The sequence below is a fragment of the Marinomonas sp. KMM3893 genome (assembly GCF_004352855.1).
Taxonomy (GTDB): domain Bacteria; phylum Pseudomonadota; class Gammaproteobacteria; order Pseudomonadales; family Marinomonadaceae; genus Marinomonas; species Marinomonas arenicola.
Genome location: NZ_SJSC01000003.1, coordinates 236,561 through 257,324, shown reverse-complemented (window position 1 = coordinate 257,324; position 20,764 = coordinate 236,561). Strand labels below are relative to the sequence as shown.

The window sequence follows — 20,764 nt, the reverse complement described above, 5'->3', positions numbered from 1 at the left end:
TTGTTATGGTACAGCCAACATAAATTTAGATAGTGGTAAAACAGACTATGTCTACTTTCGACTTAACGTCTTTCGTTGCTAATAACGTTGAAGACGAAGCGCAAAAAATCATTCATAACGCCATGAAAGAATTCGACAACATCGCCATTTCATTCAGTGGCGCAGAAGATGTTGTATTGATTGATATGGCCGTCAAAGCCAATAAGAATGTGAAAGTTTTCTCCCTAGATACTGGCCGTTTGCACGCAGAAACATACCGTTTCATTGACCAAGTTCGCAAACACTACAATATTGAAATCGACATTCTGTCCCCAAATAACGAAGCGCTTGAAAACTTCACTCGTGAAAAAGGCTTATTTAGCTTTTTTGAAGACGGCCATAAAGAGTGCTGCGGCATTCGTAAAGTTCAGCCATTAAAACGCAAACTTGCGACGCTGGATGCATGGATCACAGGCCAACGTAAAGACCAAAGCCCAGGCACTCGAAATGTATTGGCATTTGCAGAAGTCGACTCAGCGTTTAGCTCCGATGAGAAAACACTGTATAAATTCAACCCATTGGCGAACTGGTCTTCTGAAGACGTCTGGAACTACATTAAGATGTTTGATGTGCCATACAATGAATTGCATTCAAAAGGCTTTGTCAGCATTGGTTGCGAACCTTGTACCCGTGCTGTGCTGCCTAACCAGCATGAACGCGAAGGTCGTTGGTGGTGGGAAGAATCTGAGCACAAAGAATGTGGCCTACACATTGGCAACTTGATCCCTACTGCTCAGCAATAAACACAGTATCCATTAAGCCGATCAACAGGCTGGATTATCCCGCCTGTTGATCTCTCTCTTGTACGACCTCTTGTTGCCACTTCTCCATAAAACGCTCATAGCACACTTCCAAATTCAAAATGTGCTTAAGCAGGACTTCGCCCGCACACGTCAATTCGGTCGTTCTACCGTGCCGAATCACCAATGTTGCGCCCAGCCCTTGCTCTAACTTTTTGATATGCTGGCTCACCGCTGGCTGAGTCAATCCTAACTGCTGAGCGGTTTGTGTGAAGTTTCCCGTCTCAACCAATGTTTTAAACGTGATTAGATGATGCGTATTTAACATAACGATTCCTTATAGTTAGGGACATTATGACGAAGCCTTTTCGTGGGCACATTGACCTAAGTCGTGTTTTAATGAAAGACTGATAATTCCTTACATACGTAGAGTATGAGCATGACGATAGAGCAAGATGAGATGATGCCTTGGCACGAGAGGCAATCCGGTCACCAACAATCTCGTGAAAATGACTACCGTACGCCCTATCAACGAGATCGGGCGCGTATTATTCATAGCGCGGCGTTTCGTCGCTTGCAGTCTAAAACCCAAATACTGGCCATCCGCCAAAACGACTACAGCCGAACACGCCTGACCCATTCATTGGAAGTGGCGCAAATTGGCAATGGCCTAGTGCACCAGTTAAAGCACAGTGCTTCACCGGATGCGCCTTTTCAAAAATGGCTCGCCGATGCCGCTTTAATCGAAACCGTTTGCCTGAGCCACGACATAGGCCACCCACCTTTTGGCCATGGTGGTGAAGTAGCACTCAACTACATGATGAACAAAAATGGGGGCTTTGAAGGCAATGCTCAGTCCCTACGCATCTTAGGCAAGCGCGGCTCCTATTCGCCAACATACGGCATGGATGTGACCCGTCGCACTTTATTGGGTATTTTAAAATACCCCGTTTTACACCATGATGTGGTCGGCACTTACCCAGCGAAGCCTGCACGCTTTAGACAATTTAAAGCCAGCCATTGGGCACCACCTAAATGCGTCTATCAAGAAGAGCAAACACTCTTAGATTGGGTACTCGCGCCCTTTAGTGAGACCGATAAGGTCGCTTTGCAACACACCACTCGCGCTACGCCAGAGAGCCATGGAAAATCGAGCCATTCAAGCTTTGATACCAGCATCATGGATTTGGCCGACGACATTGCCTATGGGGTACATGATCTAGAAGACGCCATCGTCTTGGGCATGGTCACTAGAGAAATGTGGTCAGAACACCTAGAACCGCAACTGGCTAACCTCCCATCGTCCTTTTTGAGCGACAACCTAGACACCATTAAAACTCAGCTTTTTAGCCGCCAAAGTCATTTACGCAAAGAAGCCATTGGCAGCCTAGTCAGTTGGTTTATCACCGCGTGCCAAGTGGTTGAAGACAAGCGCTTTGAACATCCACTATTGCGCTTTCAAGTCACGCTTCCAGACAGCCAACGCCAAGCATTATCGCTCTTGAAAAACTTTGAAATGGCGCACATTATTCAGCGCCCAGAAGTGCAAATGCTGGTCTATAAGGGCCAGCAAATGCTACTGGAAATGTTTGAAGCCCTCGCCGCAGACCCAAGCCGCCTGCTGCCGAGAGAAATTGCCAACGAATGGCAAAAAAGCATTAACGAGGGCCATGACGGGCTGCGTATTATCTGTGATTACATGGCTTCCATGACCGATGATTACGCCAGCCGCATGTACAACAAGCTGTTTGTCCCCAGTTTAGGCTCTGTTTTCGAACCCATGTAACGCAAGCCATCAACCCACTTTCTTATGGCTTATAAGAAAGTGGGTTCTTTTTATCTAGGCCTTTAAAATGAACACCATTGATAGACAACAACTGATTCGCCAATTTCCATTGCTTGAGCAACTCATCCACTTGCAAGAAACCCATTGGTTTAACCCCAATGTCACCAGCCTGAAAGACGCTTTACCTTATGTTGGCCTCAGTGCACAAGACATCCAAGAAGCCAGCGACAGATTGGCTCGATTCGCTCCCTATTTGGCCCAGGTCTTCCCAGAAACCGCAGAAAGTCATGGCATCATTGAATCTGACGTGATCGAAATCACCGCCATGAAAGCCAAGCTTGAAGAAGAATACCAAACCGCCATCAGCGGCTCGTTGCGACTAAAAAAAGACAGTCACTTGCCGATTTCCGGTTCCATAAAAGCCCGCGGAGGCATTTATGAAGTCCTAACCCACGCCGAGCAATTAGCCATTAAGGCGGGCTTGCTGTCCGTGTCAGACGATTACCGTAAGCTGGCTTCCCCTGAGTTTAGACACTTCTTCCAGCAACACAGCATTGCGGTGGGATCGACAGGAAATTTGGGTATGTCGATCGGCATAATGAGCGCTAAATTGGGCTTTTCGGTGGCGGTGCATATGTCGGCCGACGCTCGCCAATGGAAAAAAGACAAGCTACGAGAACACGGTGTCACCGTCGTTGAGTACCTCCAAGACTATGGCGTGGCCGTGGAGCAAGGCCGTCAAGAAGCCGAAAATGATCCCTCCTGTTTCTTTATTGATGATGAGAATTCACACACCTTGTTTCTAGGTTACGCGGTCGCAGGAGAGCGTTTAAAAAAGCAGTTTGACCAGCAAGGCATCACAGTAGACGAGCATCATCCACTGTTTGTCTATTTACCTTGCGGTGTTGGCGGCGGCCCTGGTGGCGTGGCCTTTGGTCTAAAGATGGCGTTTGGCGATCACGTCCATTGCCTTTTTGCCGAACCAACTCACTCCCCTTGCATGATGCTTGGAGTGCACACCGGACTGCATGACCAGATTTCAGTGCAAGACCTTGGCATAGATAACATCACCGCAGCAGACGGTTTGGCGGTGGGTCGTGCTTCTGGGTTTGTCGGACGTGCAATGGAACGCCTACTCGACGGTTATTACACCCTATCCGATGAGCGCATGTATCGACATTTAGGCGACATGGATGCACTCGAAAACATTCAATTGGAACCCTCTGCTTTGGCGGGCATAATGGGGCCGATTCTGGTATCAAACGACGCGGACTATCGACATCGTTTTGCACTGGACGATGCAACAATGCGCAACGCAACTCACCTTATATGGGCCACAGGCGGCGGCATGGTACCAAAAGAGGAAATGGCGTCGTATTTAGCCAAGGCGCTTGATGAAAAAACGCGTAATGAGAGCGCGAAAACAACGAAATGAGGTAACCGCTGAAAAGCGGTTTCTCTTTATAAAGGCAGCCATGAAAAAGGAGCGACTCAGGCGGTCACTTATTGCCCAGCGCCTTAGCCACACAAATAGCAGAATGCGCGTCATTCGCAGCATACAAAATTTGACTTGTCTTCAGCGGGTAAGCGCCCCAATTTGAAATTTGGGCGCCTTTTCTGAGGCACAACTTAAGCACCATGGCCACCGCCGCGCGGGCACCAATGGTGTTTTTCTCGCCCACCTTGTTCTTCAATATGACCGACAGGTCTTGCGTATTCGCAATCTCTATATCAAGTTTGTTGCGCAACGCCTTGTTGTCGTCTTTGATGCCGAAACCGACTTTTTGAATGCCTTCATTACTCAACAACACCCTAGCGGCGTCGACGGCAAATGGAAACCGTGTTGGAAACAAATATGCGCAAGATTCCGTTGCTAACTGAATTAACGCAGGCCCTGGGCTTTCTTCTCCCTTACGAAAGATGGGCTTTGTTTCTGTGTCAAAACCAAGGCAAGTTTCATTTGCTAATGCGTTCAACGCTTGGTCAGCGTCTTGGGCGTTTTCAATGATTTTAATATCCGACAACCCCAAGCCAATATAAAAAGGCAAGGCTTTGATCTGTTCCTTAGTTGGACGTTCCATATTGGCTCTCTTTCGTTATGCATTTGGATTTGTGCTCAATAATAAACAACATCCGCCATCTGATAACACAGTCGCAACAAGGTGACCATGTTATAGTCAGCCACTTAATCTGTGCTGTCGCTTAAGGTCTGACCACTGTATGGCAATGTCTGAATACCCTTCAAAGCTGAGTTTACCTCAGACCAACCCCGGCGTCGTTACTGTGCTGGACTACCTGATCATTAAATTCCCTTATATTGACGAACAAACGTGGCGACGGCGCATGGCGGCAGGTAAGGTACATTGGCATGATGGTAGCTTGATTAGTGCAACAACTCGATTTCAGCCACAGCAAAGGGTGTATTATTATCGAGAAGTAGACAATGAACCTCAGATCCCGTTTCAAGAAACCATTGTTTTTCAAGACGAACATCTTTTGGTGGCTTATAAACCGCATTTCTTGGCCGTTACCCCTGGTGGCCAATTTGTGAATGAGTGTCTGCAAAATCGCTTACGTCGCCGCACTGGCATTCACACACTACAAGCCCTTCATCGCTTGGACAGAGTCACGGCCGGCTTGGTGATTTTCTCGATCAACCCGGACTCTCGCCACCCTTATCATCAGCTATTCAAAACCCAACAGATTCATAAGACCTATCAGGCCGTTGCCAATATTCACAGCGACGAATGCCTTGTAGGCCAAGAATGGGTAATGAACAATCGCATAGAGCCCAGCGAGCCACGCTTTCGGATGCAGGTGGTTGAGGGCGAAGCCAACAGTCGCTCGGTGATTCGCTGCCTACAACAAACCACCCAGCAAGCCTTGTTTGAATTACACCCTGTCACCGGTCGCACCCACCAGCTGCGGGTTCACATGCAAACGCTAGGCTGGCCGATTTTGCATGACAAGTATTACCCTGAGTTACAGCCGCTCAGTGCGGACAACTATACGACGCCATTGCAACTGCTCGCCAAAGAGATCCAGTTTATCGACCCTCTTACGCAGCAACCAAGACACTTCTGTTATCAGGGGCAACTCACACTAGCTCCCCCTAACCGCCAATAATGTGCTTAAGCTATTTCTCAAAGAGCGGTTTCTGCGGCCAAATATCGTCAAACTTAGCCTGAGTTTTCTGCTGCTTGGCGGCAAAGCTTTTTACCATATCATTGGGTCTAAACATGCCCGCTTGCCAAGTCGCCATGTATTTTAAACTGTCTTCCACACTGTGATCGCGGCTGTAGTTAATCATCTCTTTGCAACCAGCTACCGCCAAAGGCGAGTTCCTCGCGATCAATTTTGCCACCTCCAACACCTCTTCAATCAAGCTTTCGTGATCGGGGTAAACGGCATTGATCAAGCCCATTTCTTTGGCTTCTTGGGCACTAAACTTACGTCCCGTATAGGCCAATTCACGCACCAATCCCGGCGGGGCTAAGGCCGGAAAGCGCTGCAAGGTACCAACATCCGCGGTCATCCCAAGTTCTGTTTCTTTAATGGTAAAAAAAGCATCCTCTGTGGCATAACGACAGTCTGCTGCACACACCAAATCCAAAGCACCACCAATACAGCCCCCATGAATCGCCACCAAAACAGGAATGCGTATCTCTTCAAGCGCAGACAAACTCGCTTGAAGCTGCATCACCACACGCCGTAAATTTTCCGCCATTCGGCCAGGGTCGCCCGTCAAGGGAACCGCATCGCCTCCCATAAACACACCAAGATCCATACCGGCACTGAAGTGTTTTCCGGTCGATGAAATAACAATCACTCGCGCCAGCGCCTCATCGTCTAACGCTTTCACCAAACGGGGAAGCTCTTGCCAGAACGCCTTATTCATGGTGTTCAGCTCATTTGGACGAGACATCTGAATGTGCGCAATATGGTCTTTAATATTGACCTCAAAACACGTGAATTTTCGCTCTAAAACAGCCATGACTCTCACCCTTTATTTATCATTTTTATAAGTTAGGCCATTGCCTATTAAACAACCAAGACACATCAAATTAGCAAGCTTTGACCGTTAGAATCAAGTCGCTTGCACACCACCCTCCGGCGCTGAACTTTTCTCATCCTCATCCGGACGAAGTTTCATTATCATTTGCGGCAAATTATGGTTGAATTGCCTCCTCTTAATTTGGGCCGACACAAGACCTCTACAATGAAAAATCTAACCATACTCGATGGCGGCATGGGCCGTCAGCTTAAGCGCATGGGCGCGCCTTTTTCACAACCATGGTGGAGCGCCGCTTCTCTGATAGAAGCCCCTCATTATGTGACGCAAGCACACCAAGAATTTATTGCCGCCGGCGCCAACATCATTACCGCCAATAGCTATGCCTGTGTGCCATTTCACCTTGGTGAAGCGCTTTATCAAGAACGTGGCTGCGCTTTAGCCACATACGCCGCCGCCCTAGCGAAAGAAGCCGCCGACAAGGCGAAACAAAACGTATTGGTCGCAGGGTCGTTACCACCTCCGTTTGGTTCCTACCGTCCTGATTTATTCGATAGTAACCGTGCATTCGACATTTTAAATGACTTGATGCAGGCACAGGACGATCATGTGGATCTTTGGCTTGTTGAAACCATCGCCAGCATTGAAGAAGGCCTTATCGCGGCCAATGTGCTAAAAGGCTCAACCAAGCCTTGCTATTACGCCTTTACATTGAGCGATGAGGTGAGCTCATCGGCCAAGTTACGCTCAGGTGAACCTGTGAGCCAAGCCATTGAGGCCATTCTCTCGCAAAACATAGCGGGCATTTTCTTCAACTGCTCCATCCCTGAAGCCATGGCACAAGCCATTCGTGACACCACAGAGGCATTGGCGACACACAATCGCTCCATTGATATTGGCGCTTACGCCAATAGCTTTACCCCCATATCGAAAGACCACCAAGCCAACGACAGCATACAAGACTACCGTGAGTTATCGCCTGAGGAATATCTCGCGTTTGCCAAACACTGGTATCAGCTTGGCGCTCGTATTATCGGCGGCTGCTGCGGCATTGGGCCTGAACACATTGCTCTATTAAGCCAATGGCAAAAGAGCATAAACAACTAACACCATGGTTAGACGCCTCTTTGCTATTGAGTTTGATCACTAGCAAAGAGGCAGCAATGGCAAAGCCTCTCAGCAAGACGCTGTCCAACAAGCATGGACCCGCTTCAAGACCAAGATAGCCAATGATATAGATATTCAGGCGGTGAGCTCGTAAGGCATAATGTGACTGGCGTGGCCAATAATCACAACATCAGCGATGACAAAACACGCCCTTAATGACTCGATGGATGAGCAGTACCCATGATACCTTCAACTCAATTTCCGATGATTGCCGCCTTTGCTTCGTTGCTGTCTTTACAGGTTGGCGCCGCCTTTGCGAAAACCATTTTCCCTCTCGTCGGCACCGATGGCGTCGCCGCATTGCGTATCGGCATCAGCGCACTCCTTTTTGTTGTCCTTTTTCAGCCATGGAAAGTCAGGCTCAGCGTGTCTCAATGGCCGAGCATTGTGATCTACGGCGCCATGATTGGACTCATGAACCTATTAATTTATCGCGCATTTCTGTACATCCCTGTCGGCATCGCCATTTCCATAGAGGTGCTGGGGCCGCTTGGTATTTCATTGCTTTCTACTAAACGTAGAACGGACATTATCTGGATATTCTGTGCATTGATTGGTGTGCTGTTACTGCCATTTAATCAAACCGATACCACGTTAAATATAACCGGTGTGATTTACGCCGTATTGGCGGCCATCTGCTGGGGTTTGTACATCAAGACGGCAAGCACAGTCTCACAAATTGGCAGTAAAGGTGTGGCAACGGGGATGCTGATCGCCGCGCTGTTTATGGTGCCTATTGGCACAGTTCAAGCGGGACTCTCTCTCTTTACTCCAAATGTTCTTATGCTTGGTTTAATCATTGCCTTGCTATCCAGCGCCATCCCTTTCTTGCTCGATATGTACGCGCTAAAACGGCTGCCAAGAAGTATTTTTGGGGTTTTAATGAGCGCATCGCCTGCGGTTAGCGCCATTGCTGGCGCCATCATTCTTAACGAGCAACTAAGCGCATTGCAGTGGCTGGGCATTGTGGCGATCAGTCTAGCCTGCATTGGTGCAAGCCTTACTAAAAAATCATAAGTCACTGCTTGTCGCGCTCGCCTCCCTCTTTGAGGCCTTGCCCGCTCTCATTTTTCAAACAAAAAAACAGAGCGGGCGCCGATGAATCCCTTCTTTATTTAAGCGCCACCGATAACAGATCAAAAAACAAGCAATTGTGTCACATTTAATCTCTCGTCCCTATGGTAGACTAGCGACTCCACGGAACCTGCCAACCTCAAAAAAGCCAAACAGCGCGCCGTTTTTTAACTTAATTAAAAGAGCCATATATGCAAAATTTAACGCAAGACGGACAACAATTAGTTAATAACCTTAGCCGTAAGTACAACCTGAGTTTCGATGCGGTGATGCACATGCTGATCGCCGTCAATAACGGGGCTGGTAGCATGGCACAATTCAATTGCCCAGAGTTAGGCGGCGGCGGTCAATGGATGCGCGGTGGCATGACCATGGTAGGCGACATGTTCAATTATGGTTTGAAAAACACCGTAGACAACCTTTGTAACGAATTGGCCAATGGCCTAGTCAACTTTCAAGTGTTTGTTCCTATTCCAAAAGGCACGCCCGGTAGCAACCAATGGTGGCCAGGCGATTTAGGTCAGCCGTTTAGCAGTGGCGCACAAAACAATATTCGCTACGCAGTCTTTCCCAACCGTTTGGCGGTGGAGCTCAATGGCCAAGTCACCGTTTACAACACACTGGACAACAATATTGGCGGCGTTAGCCAGCAACAAGGTGGCGACTCATCTCTCACCTTCAGCAGCCAATACGGCACCATCGCGGTCAATAGCTTGCCCATAGTGTCAGGAGTAGGCATAGCGCCTGCACCACAGCGTAATTTCGCCGAACCGACACAGAATAGCTATGCGCAGGCGAACAACAACCAAACAAGCAGCCAAACCAATAATGCTCCACAAAGCAACACCAGCCTTCCGAGTAGTACATCGATTGATGAGACCTTACAAATCATCGAGAAGCTGGCCAAATTAAAAGACGCTGGCGCCATCTCCGAAAACGAATACAACTCGAAAAAGACAGAACTGCTTAATCGTATCTAGTCGCTATTAAGAGATACGAAACCACTCCCGCCCATTGAGTTTTCAATCAGCGGGAGTGGTTTCACACTCTCTCATGCGTGTCGTAAGACCTTATCGAATTAAGCCGAGAATGGAACGAAACTCCGGAGCTCTGCAGTCTTTTACCAGTTCGTACAGACACATTTCCAAGCCCGTTATCGCCACCCCTTTATTCATCAGTGCGGTTATCCCAAGTTGCTTATTGGTCTGCGTTCGGGAAGAAACACAATCACTGACCAAGTGCACATCGTAACCACGATCCAACAAGCCAATGGCGGTTTGATAAACGCATATGTGCGCCTCAATGCCACATACTAACCAAGTGGTTACCTGTGATTCTGCCTGCACCGCTGCGCGAAACTCGGTTGCTTCACAAGCATTGAAGGTAAACTTTTCGATTGCCTCCAATGGGGCAAGTAACGAGTGAACTTCTTCTATCGTCGAGCCTAATTTATCCGGATTTTGTTCAAGGTAAATAATCGGGAGAGCGAGCGTCTGGGCAGCCTTAATCAGCTTTTCGCAATGGGAAATAAAGGATTCACTGTCGTGAACTAGGCGAGCAAGCTTACCTTGAATATCCACCACGATAAGGCCCGTCGTGTCTTTTGCTAACATGAACACCTCCTAAATATTGACCAAACCTAACGCCAATCTGCACGCTGTAATCCATACACAGCATGATCAAGCACTCGACCATTCACGTTTTCGGCTCGTGTAATCATACCTTCAAGCTTGAAACCTAAACGTTCACACACTCGGCGACTGGGCCGATTGTCTACCGCCGCTGATATTTGCACTTTCTCCATATCGAGGTCAGTAAAGGCCATCGTTATTAGTTTAGTAACGCATTTAGAGACAATCCCTTTACCTTGATAATTAGCGCTTAGCCAGTAACCAATCTCCACCTTTTTCAGATCATGATCGATGCTGTTAAAGCTGATATTACCCACTAAGGTTTCATTATAAAACATTGCACAAACCAGTGATTTTCCATCGGCGTAGTCGCGCAAAGAGCGACTAATAAAATTCAGAAAAAAACCGTCATCATGAGCCTGTGGCGGCCAAGCCAACCATTCCCCCAAATAGTCACGCTCTCTCGTCACAATATCAAAATATAAGGGCGCGAATGTGCGGTGAACCAGAGCCAGTTTTAAGCCTTTTTCAACCTCCAATGTAAACATAATTTCCTATTACGTTAGGCAAGCTTTGCAATAAATCAGTTAGTCTTTCTGCGTTTTGCGACACTCAAAGACAGTACGAATCATTTTAAAACGACACCGATGAAAAGCTAGAGAATAATTAGGAGAGTAATAACAGGAAAGCAGTAACAGGAAAAAGGGAGAGGTAAAAACGACGTTACCCATGTCGTCTGGGTAACGTGCTTTAGCGTGTGGTTAGGCGTCTTGCAACTCTTTTAGTAGGTCGTGAATTTCCGCTTTGAGCTCTTTGTCGATGATTTTATTGCTGTTGATTTTGGCTTTTTCTAACGAGGCAATGGCCCCGGCCGTATCGCCAAACTCAACTTGCAGGCGGGCTGTGGAATAACCAATAGAAGACAAGTAGTCTTTTGAATTAATCGCTTCCGCTTTTGATAAAGCCTTATGGTAAAGCGCAATGGCCAATTCAATGTCATCAGTAAAGTCAGCAAGCGCTTCCCATTGAACCGGGTGATCCTTGTCGGTGTTGTCGTGTTCGTCACAGATTTTTTTCAATTGCGCGTAGCAAGTATCAAAGCCTGCTTGATCTTGTTTATTTGCACAAGACATCAAATCACTGGCAAGGGAAAAGACTTCTTTATAAATTTTCGTGTTCATATGTCACTCTAAGGTATGCGTTCAAAGGGAATTGTCGCCTATGGTAATTTTAATCGCGTCGTTATGACAGTTCTGTTGTGACAAAGCCCACTTTTCTTTAAAAAGCGTGCCACCCACAAACACGATGACGTTAAGATTCGACGACGGCGCTAGCTTGGTTCGCTAAATTCTTTGCCAAAAAGATGAATGTCTTCTTTGACGCTGCCATATTGCGCAATGTTGGGCAATAACCCCCACTGCTCAAACCCTTGCTTTGCAAAAAAGCTTTGGCTGCGAACGTTACTTGCGTAGATAAACGCAATCAGATGAGTAAAGCCAATGTCGTCTTGGTGCTGCGACAAATAATGAATAAGCTGTTTCCCCAACCCTCTGTGTTGATGTTCAGGAGCAACATAGAGGCTAAATTCGGACGCTTTATCAAAGGCAGGAAGACCATAAAAGGGCTCAAGAGAACACCAAGCAAGCACCTCCCCATGGGCTTCAATCACCAACATTGGGTGCTTGTCTGTAGCGGTTTCAAGCCATTCCATTACGTCAAGCAGACTGATGCAGTCTTGTCGATTGGCGGTGACCGCAAACGGATCACCTTGCTGAAAGATGGCTAAAATAGCCGGGGCGTCGTCTAACACAGCGGCACGAATAAAATGACTTTGCTTTGTATTCATACCGCTATGGTCTCTTAGACGGTCGTTATTGAGGCTTGCAACCTAGCCTTGCTCAAGCAAACTGCGCAAATCAATCAAGGCCGCGTTAGCACGAGAAAGGTAAGACGCCATCACCAAAGAATGGTTCGCCAACACCCCAAAACCACTGCCATTTAGAATCATTGGAGACCACACACTTTCCTGAGTGGATTCCAGTTCTCGAATAATTTGACGCAAGCTAACAAGCGCATTTTTATCGCGCAGTGTCGGAGCAAAATCCACTTCTACGGATTTAAGAATGTGAATCAAGGCCCAGCTTGTACCACGCGCTTCATAAAAAACGTTATCGATCTGACCCCAAGGAGTCTTAACGTATTTATAAGCTTCTTCATTGTTATTGTTGCTCGCATCCTGTGCGCTCTTATTACCGGCCAAATCTGTGTTCTCGCGCACTTTCACCACACTGGCAGATAAACGCTGAGACAGGCTGCCTAATCGCGTACTAACATCAGACAACCAATCCACTAGATTGTCTGCACGGGCATAAAATTTCGCGGGGGCTTGTGAAGAATTTCCCGCCAAGCGATCCATGTATTCTAATATTTCTTTGTTGCCACGCAGGTACTCGCTTTCACTAGACGGCAATGCCCAGCTGTTGTTATCGAAGTTAAACTGCGGCTCAGCGACTTTTAGGTTCACATCTTCGGTAGATTGAGATTGCGAACGGCTAAACTCTTTACGCATCGCGCGGGCTAAATCCCTGACTTGTACCAAGACGCCAAATTCCCAAGACGGCATATTGTCCATGAATATACCTGGCGGCATCACATCATTCGAAATAAATCCGCCTGGCTTATTAAGTAAGGTATCCACCATTTCATGCAATGTATTGGCGGTGGTGTAACCCACAACCAATTGCTTGTTTTCCCCCAGATCATCGCGCGCTTGCGCCGTCGCTTTGGCTTCTGCAACCACATCAAACTGGCTCGGTTCATTGCTCCAATACATGCCCAACACAGAGAGCAAAATAGCCAACACACACACCAACGCCAGCAACCATTTCCACAAACCAGGTAAATGGGAGCTACCTTTCCAAAACTGCAATTTACTTAATAAACTCGCCATCATTATTTCACCTTAATTCTGTTGTAATTCGACCATGTAATCTGAGCGATGATAAATCATAGCCCGCACACGAAAATCAACCACACGACTGTTAATAATTTGATAAATCAATCGCGCTTCTTTGTCATTCGGCCAATAAATGGCAATGTCATTTTTGTCTTTTTTTACCTTATCGATGATAGGCTGCATTTTCTCAACAATCTCATCGTCACTCAAACTAAATAGCGTCTTTGGCAAAAAGTATTGCCCAGCTTTTGCTGGCGCCGTCGTCACTGCTGTCTCAACGGCGTGGCCGTTCTCCTTTTGTGATGACTCAGCAGATGGCTGAGCCGCCTTTTGACGCGCTACTGCGGCCGCTCGCTGTGCTTTTAAACGGGCAATTCGTTGGTCCATTTGCGTAATAGTCGCATCTTCTGGGTTAGCAGAACGCGCGGACGCCAAATAACGAGTCGCCATTTTATAATTACCCTGTTGCGCAGCATTCCACGCCCACTGGGTGTAAGTATCGACAATCTCGGCAATCCCTACTGTCGCAGAGTAATTACCTGGGTCGCGCCCTAACACCGCTTGAAAATACAAATTAGCATTGTCTTCTACAGGCGTAAGCAAACGCTTCTCCGCCAGCGCTTGTTGACCCTGTTTGACCAGCTTGTCAGTAAGACTCTCATACGCCGTCATCGTTTTTTTAGGTAAAGCCGCCGCTTGTGTGACTGACGTGCGAGGCGGCGTTGTTGATTGTGATGATGCCAAGGTCGGCGCGGACGGTTCTGCGTCAGCCATCGTTTGTGATGAGTCTGATTTTTTCACATTTGCCTGACACCCTGCTAGGAAAATGACAGCAAACAGTAAGGATATCGTTTTAATGCTCAATTTAACCCCTTATGACTAGCAACTTTTTGACGGCTTGATAGTCTATATCCGCTATTCGCGTGATGGAATAGATTCACGCACTCTAACTTATTTTACGAAAGATTATTATGCGCACATTGATTGTATTTTTTTTGCTATTGGTTAACAGCACGGCCTTTGCCTTTACTTTTGCCCCCACTAGCAAATCATTAGAGCCAACCTTTCTTCCCGTTGAGCAAGCATTCAAAGTGTCTATTGATGCACCTCAAAATGGCATCATCAAAGCCAATTGGTTTATTCACGAAGGTTATTATCTCTATCAAAACCGCCTGTCTCTTTCTGGTCCGCAAGCCGACAAACTGCATTTCGCGGCGCTGCCGAAAGGAGAAGACAAAACCGACAAATACTTTGGTGATGTCATTGTTTACAAACACCAGCTATCGGTTCCTATTTATTATGACATTACCTTACCTGCTGGCACCAAAATCAAGGCCGCCTTACATTATCAAGGTTGTGCTGAAAAAGGCCTCTGCTATGCGCCACAAGTAGAGCCAATTGAATTTACCGTACCGCCCGTAGAAAAAAAGTTCACGACAACTACCGCTGAACAAACAAAGCCTAGCATAGACAGCAAAAAGACGTCATCGTCTGCGTCACAAACGCCTGATTTTGCGCCTTCAGAAGCCTCCTCCATTAGCCAATTGCTTGCATCAAGCAGTCTGTGGACCGCTATTGCCGCGCTCTTTGGGTTTGGGCTTTTGCTCTCACTCACCCCTTGCGTATTGCCTATGATTCCAATTGTTAGCGCTATTGTGGTGGGCACTCGGCGCTCAAAACTAGGGGCTTTCTATTACAGTGTTGTCTATGTGTTGGCCATGGCTCTGACGTATGGTGCCATTGGTGCCATCGCTGGCGTCTTTGGTACCCAACTCAACCTGCAAGCGCAATTGCAAAGCCCTATTTTACTGGGCATTAGTGCCGCTCTCTTTATTGCGCTGGCGCTCGCCATGTTTGGTGTTTATGAGTTGCGTCTGCCCTCTTCTTGGCAAAATCGACTGCAACAAAGTGGCAAGTCTGAAACAAACTCTAGCGTACGCACTACTCTAAATACGTTTATGGCTGGGGTACTGGCGACGCTGATCGTTTCACCTTGTGTCTCGGCTCCCGTGGCAGGCATCTTGCTTTATATTTCCAGCCAAGGGGATATTTGGTATGGCGCGCTTATGCTGTTTGTCATGGCGTTAGGCATGGGGATTCCTTTGCTCTTGGTCGGACTTTTTGGCCCCAAAATACTACCCAAAAATGGCCCTTGGCTGCACGATACCAAAGTCATTATGGGCTTTGCCCTACTGGCGGTGTCGATTTGGCTCGCCACCCGTTGGCTACCCGCTATGACACACCTTGTGTTGTGGGGCGCGCTGGCTTTTGCGATCAGTGCCTATTTCTTACATAGAGTCACCACGTCTTACTCTCACCCAGTGCGCTGGTTCTTCGCCCTATTCTTTGGCGTCATTGGTGCGTTCGAAATGTACGGCGGAGCCACTGGTTCAAGCAACCCTCTAAAACCCATTGCTGCCAGTCAAGGCATGGTCACGACACTGTCCGCACCTATGTTCAAACAAACCATCGGTGGATTGGATGAGATCCACGCCTTGGTAGCCGCCGATGACAACAGACCCATAGTGTTGGATATTTATGCGGATTGGTGCATTAGCTGCAAAGTCATGGAAGAAGAGATTTTTAAAGCCAACGACGTGCGCCCACTGCTGCAAAACGTTCAGCTTGTGAGAGTAGATGTGACCAAAAACACGCCAGAGAACAAAGCGCTGATGGCGCATTTCGCTATTTTCGGCCCGCCATCACTGATTTTTCTAGACACTAAAGGCAATGAAAGGAAAAAGTTAACCCTCGTGGGTGAGCCGACTAAGGCTGAGGTTTTAAATCGTCTACACTTTGTAACGAAAAGCGATTAAGTGAAAAAAGGCCGGTCGGTTTACCACTGGTTAAATATAAAACAGGAGTGCCAGTTTTCGGTTTTTTTACGTCATAACTGGACAATTTCACGGTTTTTAACGATAATTTCTCGCCACATGACTCTGACCCCTTCCCTTTGGTCATTTGATGTTAGCAGGTTGCCAGGACGGCTGTTTTGCAATCTCTTCATTAAAGATCTTTATTTTTGCCAGAGCGTGCCGAATTAATAATGATTAGCCTTCATAAAAGCGCTAAACAATTTAGACCGAAAGAAGAGAGTAACAATGGATATTCGCAAAATTAAAAAACTAATCGAGCTTCTAGAAGAATCTAACGTCTACGAGATTGAAATCAAAGAAGGCGAAGAAGCCGTTCGCATTAGTCGTGGCGGCGCTCCCGTTGCTATGGCGCCACAAATGATGGCAGCGCCAGCACCTCAAGCTGCGCCAGCGCCTGCACCAGCGTCTTCTTCTGCCGCACCAGCAGCCGCACCTGAAATCGCAGGCCACACAGTAAATTCCCCAATGGTTGGAACTTACTACAAATCTTCAGCACCAGGTGCTAAAGCCTTCATTGAAGTCGGTCAAAAAGTCAACGCTGGCGATACTATCTGTATCGTTGAAGCCATGAAAATGATGAACCAAATCGAAGCTGACAAGTCTGGTACTATCGGTGCCATCCTTGTAGAAGACGGCGAGCCAGTTGAATTTGATCAACCTCTCGTTTCCATCGTTTAATCCACAGCAATAGGTTTCATCATGCTCGATAAGGTATTGATTGCAAACCGAGGCGAAATCGCGCTACGTATTTTACGTGCGTGTAAAGAACTCGGTATCAAAACCGTTGCGGTTCACTCTAAAATTGACCGCGACCTACTACATGTTCGCCTAGCAGACGAATCCATCTGTATCGGACCAAATCCTTCAGCGCAAAGCTATCTGAACATTCCTGCGATCATCAGTGCCGCAGAATTGACAGACACTTCTGGGATTCACCCAGGTTACGGCTTTCTAGCTGAAAACGCAGATTTTGCTGAACAAGTTGAACGCTCTGGCTTCGCCTTCATTGGACCTAAAGCTGAAACGATTCGCCTTATGGGTGACAAAGTTTCTGCGATTAAAGCCATGAAAGAAGCTGGCGTTCCTACCGTTCCAGGCTCTAACGGCCCAGTGCCAGAAGACCCAGAAGAATGTGTTCGCATTGCTCGTGAAATTGGCTTCCCTGTGATCATCAAAGCCGCTGCAGGTGGTGGTGGTCGTGGTATGCGCGTTGTTCACAACGAAGGCAGCCTACTTAAAGCCATCAGCGTGACGCAATCTGAAGCGGGTTCTTACTTCGGTGACAGTACGGTTTACATGGAAAAATTCCTACAAAACCCACGTCACGTAGAAGTTCAAGTACTTGCTGATGGCCAAGGCAACGCGATTCATTTATACGATCGCGACTGTTCTTTGCAACGTCGTCACCAAAAAGTATTGGAAGAAGCACCAGCACCAATGCTGAACGAAGAATCTCGCCAAGCCTGTTTAAAAGCGTGTGTTGATGCTTGTATCAAGATCAACTACCGCGGCGCAGGTACATTCGAATTCCTATACGAAGATGGCGCTTTCTACTTCATCGAAATGAACACTCGTGTACAAGTAGAGCACCCTGTTACAGAAATGGTAACGGGTGTCGACATCGTAAAAGAACAGCTTCGTATTGCCAGCGGCATGCCTTTGACTCTTAAACAAGAAGACATCAAGCTAAACGGCCATGCAGTAGAAGCACGAATTAACGCTGAAGACCCTAAAACCTTCATGCCAAGCCCTGGTAAAGTGAACTACTTCCATGCGCCAGGCGGTAACGGTGTACGCGTTGATTCTCACCTTTACAGCGGCTACTCAGTACCACCAACGTACGACTCTATGATTGCAAAAATCATCTGTCATGCGCCGGACCGTACTATGGCACTAAAACGCCTTTCTGGTGCACTAGATGAAACCTTCATCGATGGCATCAAGAGCAACATTGACCTGCAAAAAGATCTCACAAACGATGCGAACTTTATTGCTGGTGGCGTTAACATCCATTATTTGGAGAAAAAGCTCGGCCTTTAATCGCTGACGCTTTTACCCCTAGCGATCGTAAAAATCGCTAGGGGTAATCATTTTCTACTCGCGAACCTTCCCCAGCTTCGTTATTCTACCCCTTGATTGTTTATTTTCGGATTCTTGTTTTATGCCTTGGCTTCAAATACGTTTAAATACCACACCTGAGCACGTCCCAGCCTTTGAAGATACTCTGCTAGATTGCGGCGCAATCGTGGTGACCTTTGAAGACGTGCATGACGACCCAGTCTACGAACCAGACCTGAACACCACACCATTATGGAAGCACACCCAAGTCACTGGCTTATTTGAAGCAGATGCTGACCTTGAGCACATTCGCCCAGCCGTTGAACACAAAGCCGCTGCATTAGGCGACGCTGAGTCACTTGAGCTAAAAATTGAAATCGTAGAAGACAAAGATTGGGAACGAGAATGGATGGACAGCTACCATCCCATCAAATTCGGCGAACGCCTATGGGTATGCCCTAGCTGGCGCGAAGTGCCTGATGAAAATGCCATCACGCTGATGCTAGACCCAGGCTTAGCCTTTGGCACAGGCACTCACCCAACCACAGCGTTATGTCTACAATGGCTAGACAGCATTGACTGCGAAAACAAAACCATCATTGATTATGGTTGTGGCTCCGGCATTCTAGGCATTGCAGGGCTATTGCTTGGCGCGAATAACATGGTGGGTATCGACATTGACCCACAAGCGGTTCAAGCCACCCAAGCCAATGCAGAACGCAACCAAATAGACCCAGCGCGCATTGAAGTAAAACTGCCGCCTTATGAGTCAGACTTACAAGCTGATATCGTGGTAGCAAACATCCTAGCGGGCCCTCTTGCTCAATTGGCTACAACGATCACCACCCTAGTGAAACCTAACGGTAAACTGGCGCTATCCGGCATCCTTGCAAATCAAGCACAGGAAGTCATCGAGGCGTATCAGGAATGGTTTACCATTGAGTCAATTACAGAAAAAGAAGAATGGGTACGCATTGTTGGCGTAAAAAACGCTTAAAACAACATTGCTCTTTGTGAAAGTTCGATAAGGAAGGCCGTAACGCAATGACCGATAGCTTAATTACTCGTTGTCCAAAATGTTCCACTGCATTTCGTGTAACCGATGATGTATTAAGCATGGCAAAAGGAAAAGTGCGTTGCGGTCAATGTTTCCATATTTTTGATGCCATGGAAGCCGCTAACCCCTCATCCCATGGCTCTATCGCCACGCCACCCCCAGTCACGGAGCATACCGCGACAAACGACACAGCAACCAAGGCGGGCTACAGCGAGACACAAGACCCTATAGCCAGTGCATTTGATGACACTTTTGCAGAGCAGCCAGACACATCGGCGAAAAACACCATGTTGTTCACCTCGGCTGATGATGAACCCGTCAATCCGGAATGGCTGCAAACCTTATTCGACGAAGACGATCTAGCCCCAGGCACACCAGACGATCCATTATTCGACGCGCCAAAACACAACAAAACCTATTCCGCCACACCACAAAACAAGGCGACCAAAGTCAGCGAAAGCACGTACGCTGGCAATGAAACACCACACACGCCTCAAGCCAAATCATCCCCCAAAAAGCCTGTCACAGACAACAGTGACCCGGCACCGTGGGAATTAGAACTGGCCGAGGTAGAAGCCGCTCTTAGCGCGTCGCCAAGATCGCAGCCCATCAAAAAAGAAACCATAGAGCACTTTGCGACAACCCAGAAAGAGCCTAAGCAAGATGCCAAGGCCAATGAGCCAGAACCCGATTATATGGTGGCACTGCATTCACTCGCGCAAACCGCAGCGGAAGTAGAAGCCCCGAATCGAGTCAGCCAGCAAAACAATGCGCTTAACCAAATCACCAGCCAAGAATACCTAGACCCCTTGATTGGCGAATATGAAAAAGAGCAGAAATCCAACAAAAAACCTCGCACTTTCCTGTGGTTTTTAGGCGCGCTATTGGCCCTATTCGCACTGGCGACACAAGTAACAGGGCACTTTTTTGCGCAAGGCAGTCAGTCGGAAAATTTTCGCGTTTTTTACCGAACTTTTTGCACCTATACTGGCTGCACACTCCCCACGTTTGTAGACATCCATGCCATTAGCATTCAACACGTGCGCATTCAAAGCCACCCGACTCAAACCAATGCGTTGTTAGTCAACGCCATTATCACTAACACCAGTCGCTACGCTCAACCCATGCCCAAAATTGCCCTGGAGTTTTTTGACCTTAATGGCGCACCAGTGGCCGCCCGCCTCTTCGCCCCTAAAAACTACCTAGACAAAGACTTCCTCGACATCACTTATATGCCACCCAACACGCCAATTCATCTGGTGATTCCGATCCGTGATCCAGGCGCAAGAGCCGTCACTCACCAACTCAGAGTTTTCCCAGCAGAGACTCGCTCTTACTAATTTGGGGTTATTTTGATCTAGCGGCAAA

At 47.6% G+C, this 20,764-nt stretch carries 21 protein-coding genes; 12 read left to right on the top strand and 9 right to left on the bottom strand.

Going from position 1 to position 20,764, the window contains the following annotated elements; all coding sequences use genetic code 11:
- Positions 1 to 47: 47 nt before the first annotated feature.
- A complete protein-coding gene (locus E0D71_RS09110; RefSeq protein WP_133002994.1) occupies positions 48 to 782 on the top strand; it encodes a phosphoadenylyl-sulfate reductase in 735 nt (244 codons plus the stop codon).
- 34 nt (positions 783 to 816) lie between these two features.
- On the opposite strand, the gene E0D71_RS09105 is transcribed toward E0D71_RS09110, so the two are convergent.
- Positions 817 to 1,107: a LysR family transcriptional regulator gene (locus E0D71_RS09105; RefSeq protein ID WP_133002993.1), complete on the bottom strand. Its 291-nt coding sequence runs from the start codon at positions 1,105 to 1,107 to the stop codon at positions 817 to 819.
- 111 nt (positions 1,108 to 1,218) lie between these two features.
- Between E0D71_RS09105 and E0D71_RS09100 the strand changes: the two genes are divergently transcribed.
- Positions 1,219 to 2,565, top strand: coding sequence for an anti-phage deoxyguanosine triphosphatase (locus E0D71_RS09100; RefSeq protein WP_133002992.1), 1,347 nt, complete (start codon positions 1,219 to 1,221; stop codon positions 2,563 to 2,565).
- Positions 2,566 to 2,632: 67 nt separating this feature from the next.
- The gene (locus tag E0D71_RS09095) at positions 2,633 to 4,000 is read left to right on the top strand and encodes a D-serine ammonia-lyase (protein ID WP_133002991.1); all 1,368 of its coding nucleotides are present in this window, start codon (positions 2,633 to 2,635) and stop codon (positions 3,998 to 4,000) included.
- Positions 4,001 to 4,064: 64 nt separating this feature from the next.
- On the opposite strand, the gene E0D71_RS09090 is transcribed toward E0D71_RS09095, so the two are convergent.
- Positions 4,065 to 4,646 (bottom strand): 3'-5' exonuclease, encoded by a 582-nt coding sequence (locus tag E0D71_RS09090; protein ID WP_133002990.1) that lies wholly within the window; start codon positions 4,644 to 4,646, stop codon positions 4,065 to 4,067.
- 139 nt (positions 4,647 to 4,785) lie between these two features.
- Between E0D71_RS09090 and E0D71_RS09085 the strand changes: the two genes are divergently transcribed.
- Positions 4,786 to 5,691 carry a pseudouridine synthase gene (locus tag E0D71_RS09085; protein WP_133002989.1) on the top strand — a complete coding sequence of 302 codons (906 nt, stop codon included), beginning with the start codon at positions 4,786 to 4,788 and terminating at the stop codon, positions 5,689 to 5,691.
- A 10-nt stretch (positions 5,692 to 5,701) separates the two neighbouring features.
- On the opposite strand, the gene E0D71_RS09080 is transcribed toward E0D71_RS09085, so the two are convergent.
- On the bottom strand, positions 5,702 to 6,559 hold the full coding sequence (locus tag E0D71_RS09080) for a crotonase/enoyl-CoA hydratase family protein (protein ID WP_133002988.1): 858 nt from the start codon (positions 6,557 to 6,559) through the stop codon (positions 5,702 to 5,704).
- A 225-nt stretch (positions 6,560 to 6,784) separates the two neighbouring features.
- Between E0D71_RS09080 and E0D71_RS09075 the strand changes: the two genes are divergently transcribed.
- From E0D71_RS09075 to E0D71_RS09065, 3 genes are all read left to right on the top strand, one after another.
- The gene (locus E0D71_RS09075) at positions 6,785 to 7,684 is read left to right on the top strand and encodes a homocysteine S-methyltransferase family protein (protein ID WP_133002987.1); all 900 of its coding nucleotides are present in this window, start codon (positions 6,785 to 6,787) and stop codon (positions 7,682 to 7,684) included.
- Between the two features lie 240 nt (positions 7,685 to 7,924).
- Positions 7,925 to 8,761: an EamA family transporter gene (locus E0D71_RS09070; protein WP_133002986.1), complete on the top strand. Its 837-nt coding sequence runs from the start codon at positions 7,925 to 7,927 to the stop codon at positions 8,759 to 8,761.
- A 248-nt stretch (positions 8,762 to 9,009) separates the two neighbouring features.
- Entirely contained in the window at positions 9,010 to 9,798 is a 789-nt protein-coding gene (locus E0D71_RS09065; RefSeq protein ID WP_133002985.1) for an SHOCT domain-containing protein, read from the top strand.
- 90 nt (positions 9,799 to 9,888) lie between these two features.
- On the opposite strand, the gene E0D71_RS09060 is transcribed toward E0D71_RS09065, so the two are convergent.
- From E0D71_RS09060 to E0D71_RS09035, 6 genes are all read right to left on the bottom strand, one after another.
- Positions 9,889 to 10,431: an isochorismatase family protein gene (locus E0D71_RS09060; protein ID WP_133002984.1), complete on the bottom strand. Its 543-nt coding sequence runs from the start codon at positions 10,429 to 10,431 to the stop codon at positions 9,889 to 9,891.
- Between the two features lie 26 nt (positions 10,432 to 10,457).
- Positions 10,458 to 10,997, bottom strand: coding sequence for a GNAT family protein (locus E0D71_RS09055; RefSeq protein WP_133002983.1), 540 nt, complete (start codon positions 10,995 to 10,997; stop codon positions 10,458 to 10,460).
- Positions 10,998 to 11,210: 213 nt separating this feature from the next.
- Positions 11,211 to 11,630: a tetratricopeptide repeat protein gene (locus E0D71_RS09050; RefSeq protein WP_133002982.1), complete on the bottom strand. Its 420-nt coding sequence runs from the start codon at positions 11,628 to 11,630 to the stop codon at positions 11,211 to 11,213.
- 149 nt (positions 11,631 to 11,779) lie between these two features.
- Positions 11,780 to 12,295 carry a GNAT family N-acetyltransferase gene (locus tag E0D71_RS09045; RefSeq protein ID WP_133002981.1) on the bottom strand — a complete coding sequence of 172 codons (516 nt, stop codon included), beginning with the start codon at positions 12,293 to 12,295 and terminating at the stop codon, positions 11,780 to 11,782.
- Between the two features lie 42 nt (positions 12,296 to 12,337).
- Positions 12,338 to 13,399, bottom strand: coding sequence for a DUF2333 family protein (locus E0D71_RS09040; RefSeq protein ID WP_133003344.1), 1,062 nt, complete (start codon positions 13,397 to 13,399; stop codon positions 12,338 to 12,340).
- Positions 13,400 to 13,411: 12 nt separating this feature from the next.
- Complete coding sequence (locus tag E0D71_RS09035) at positions 13,412 to 14,269, bottom strand: hypothetical protein (protein WP_133002980.1); 858 nt, start codon at positions 14,267 to 14,269, stop codon at positions 13,412 to 13,414.
- A gap of 107 nt (positions 14,270 to 14,376) precedes the next feature.
- On the opposite strand from E0D71_RS09035, the gene dsbD reads away from it, so the two are divergent.
- From dsbD to E0D71_RS09010, 5 genes are all read left to right on the top strand, one after another.
- Positions 14,377 to 16,221, top strand: a complete 1,845-nt coding sequence (gene dsbD / locus E0D71_RS09030) for a protein-disulfide reductase DsbD (RefSeq protein WP_133002979.1) — start codon at positions 14,377 to 14,379, stop codon at positions 16,219 to 16,221.
- A gap of 285 nt (positions 16,222 to 16,506) precedes the next feature.
- On the top strand, positions 16,507 to 16,959 hold the full coding sequence (accB, locus tag E0D71_RS09025; RefSeq protein ID WP_133002978.1) for an acetyl-CoA carboxylase biotin carboxyl carrier protein: 453 nt from the start codon (positions 16,507 to 16,509) through the stop codon (positions 16,957 to 16,959).
- A gap of 21 nt (positions 16,960 to 16,980) precedes the next feature.
- Positions 16,981 to 18,321 (top strand): acetyl-CoA carboxylase biotin carboxylase subunit, encoded by a 1,341-nt coding sequence (accC, locus tag E0D71_RS09020; RefSeq protein ID WP_133002977.1) that lies wholly within the window; start codon positions 16,981 to 16,983, stop codon positions 18,319 to 18,321.
- A gap of 121 nt (positions 18,322 to 18,442) precedes the next feature.
- On the top strand, positions 18,443 to 19,336 hold the full coding sequence (gene prmA, locus E0D71_RS09015; RefSeq protein ID WP_133002976.1) for a 50S ribosomal protein L11 methyltransferase: 894 nt from the start codon (positions 18,443 to 18,445) through the stop codon (positions 19,334 to 19,336).
- A gap of 47 nt (positions 19,337 to 19,383) precedes the next feature.
- The gene (locus tag E0D71_RS09010) at positions 19,384 to 20,736 is read left to right on the top strand and encodes a zinc-ribbon and DUF3426 domain-containing protein (RefSeq protein WP_133002975.1); all 1,353 of its coding nucleotides are present in this window, start codon (positions 19,384 to 19,386) and stop codon (positions 20,734 to 20,736) included.
- Positions 20,737 to 20,764: the final 28 nt, after the last annotated feature.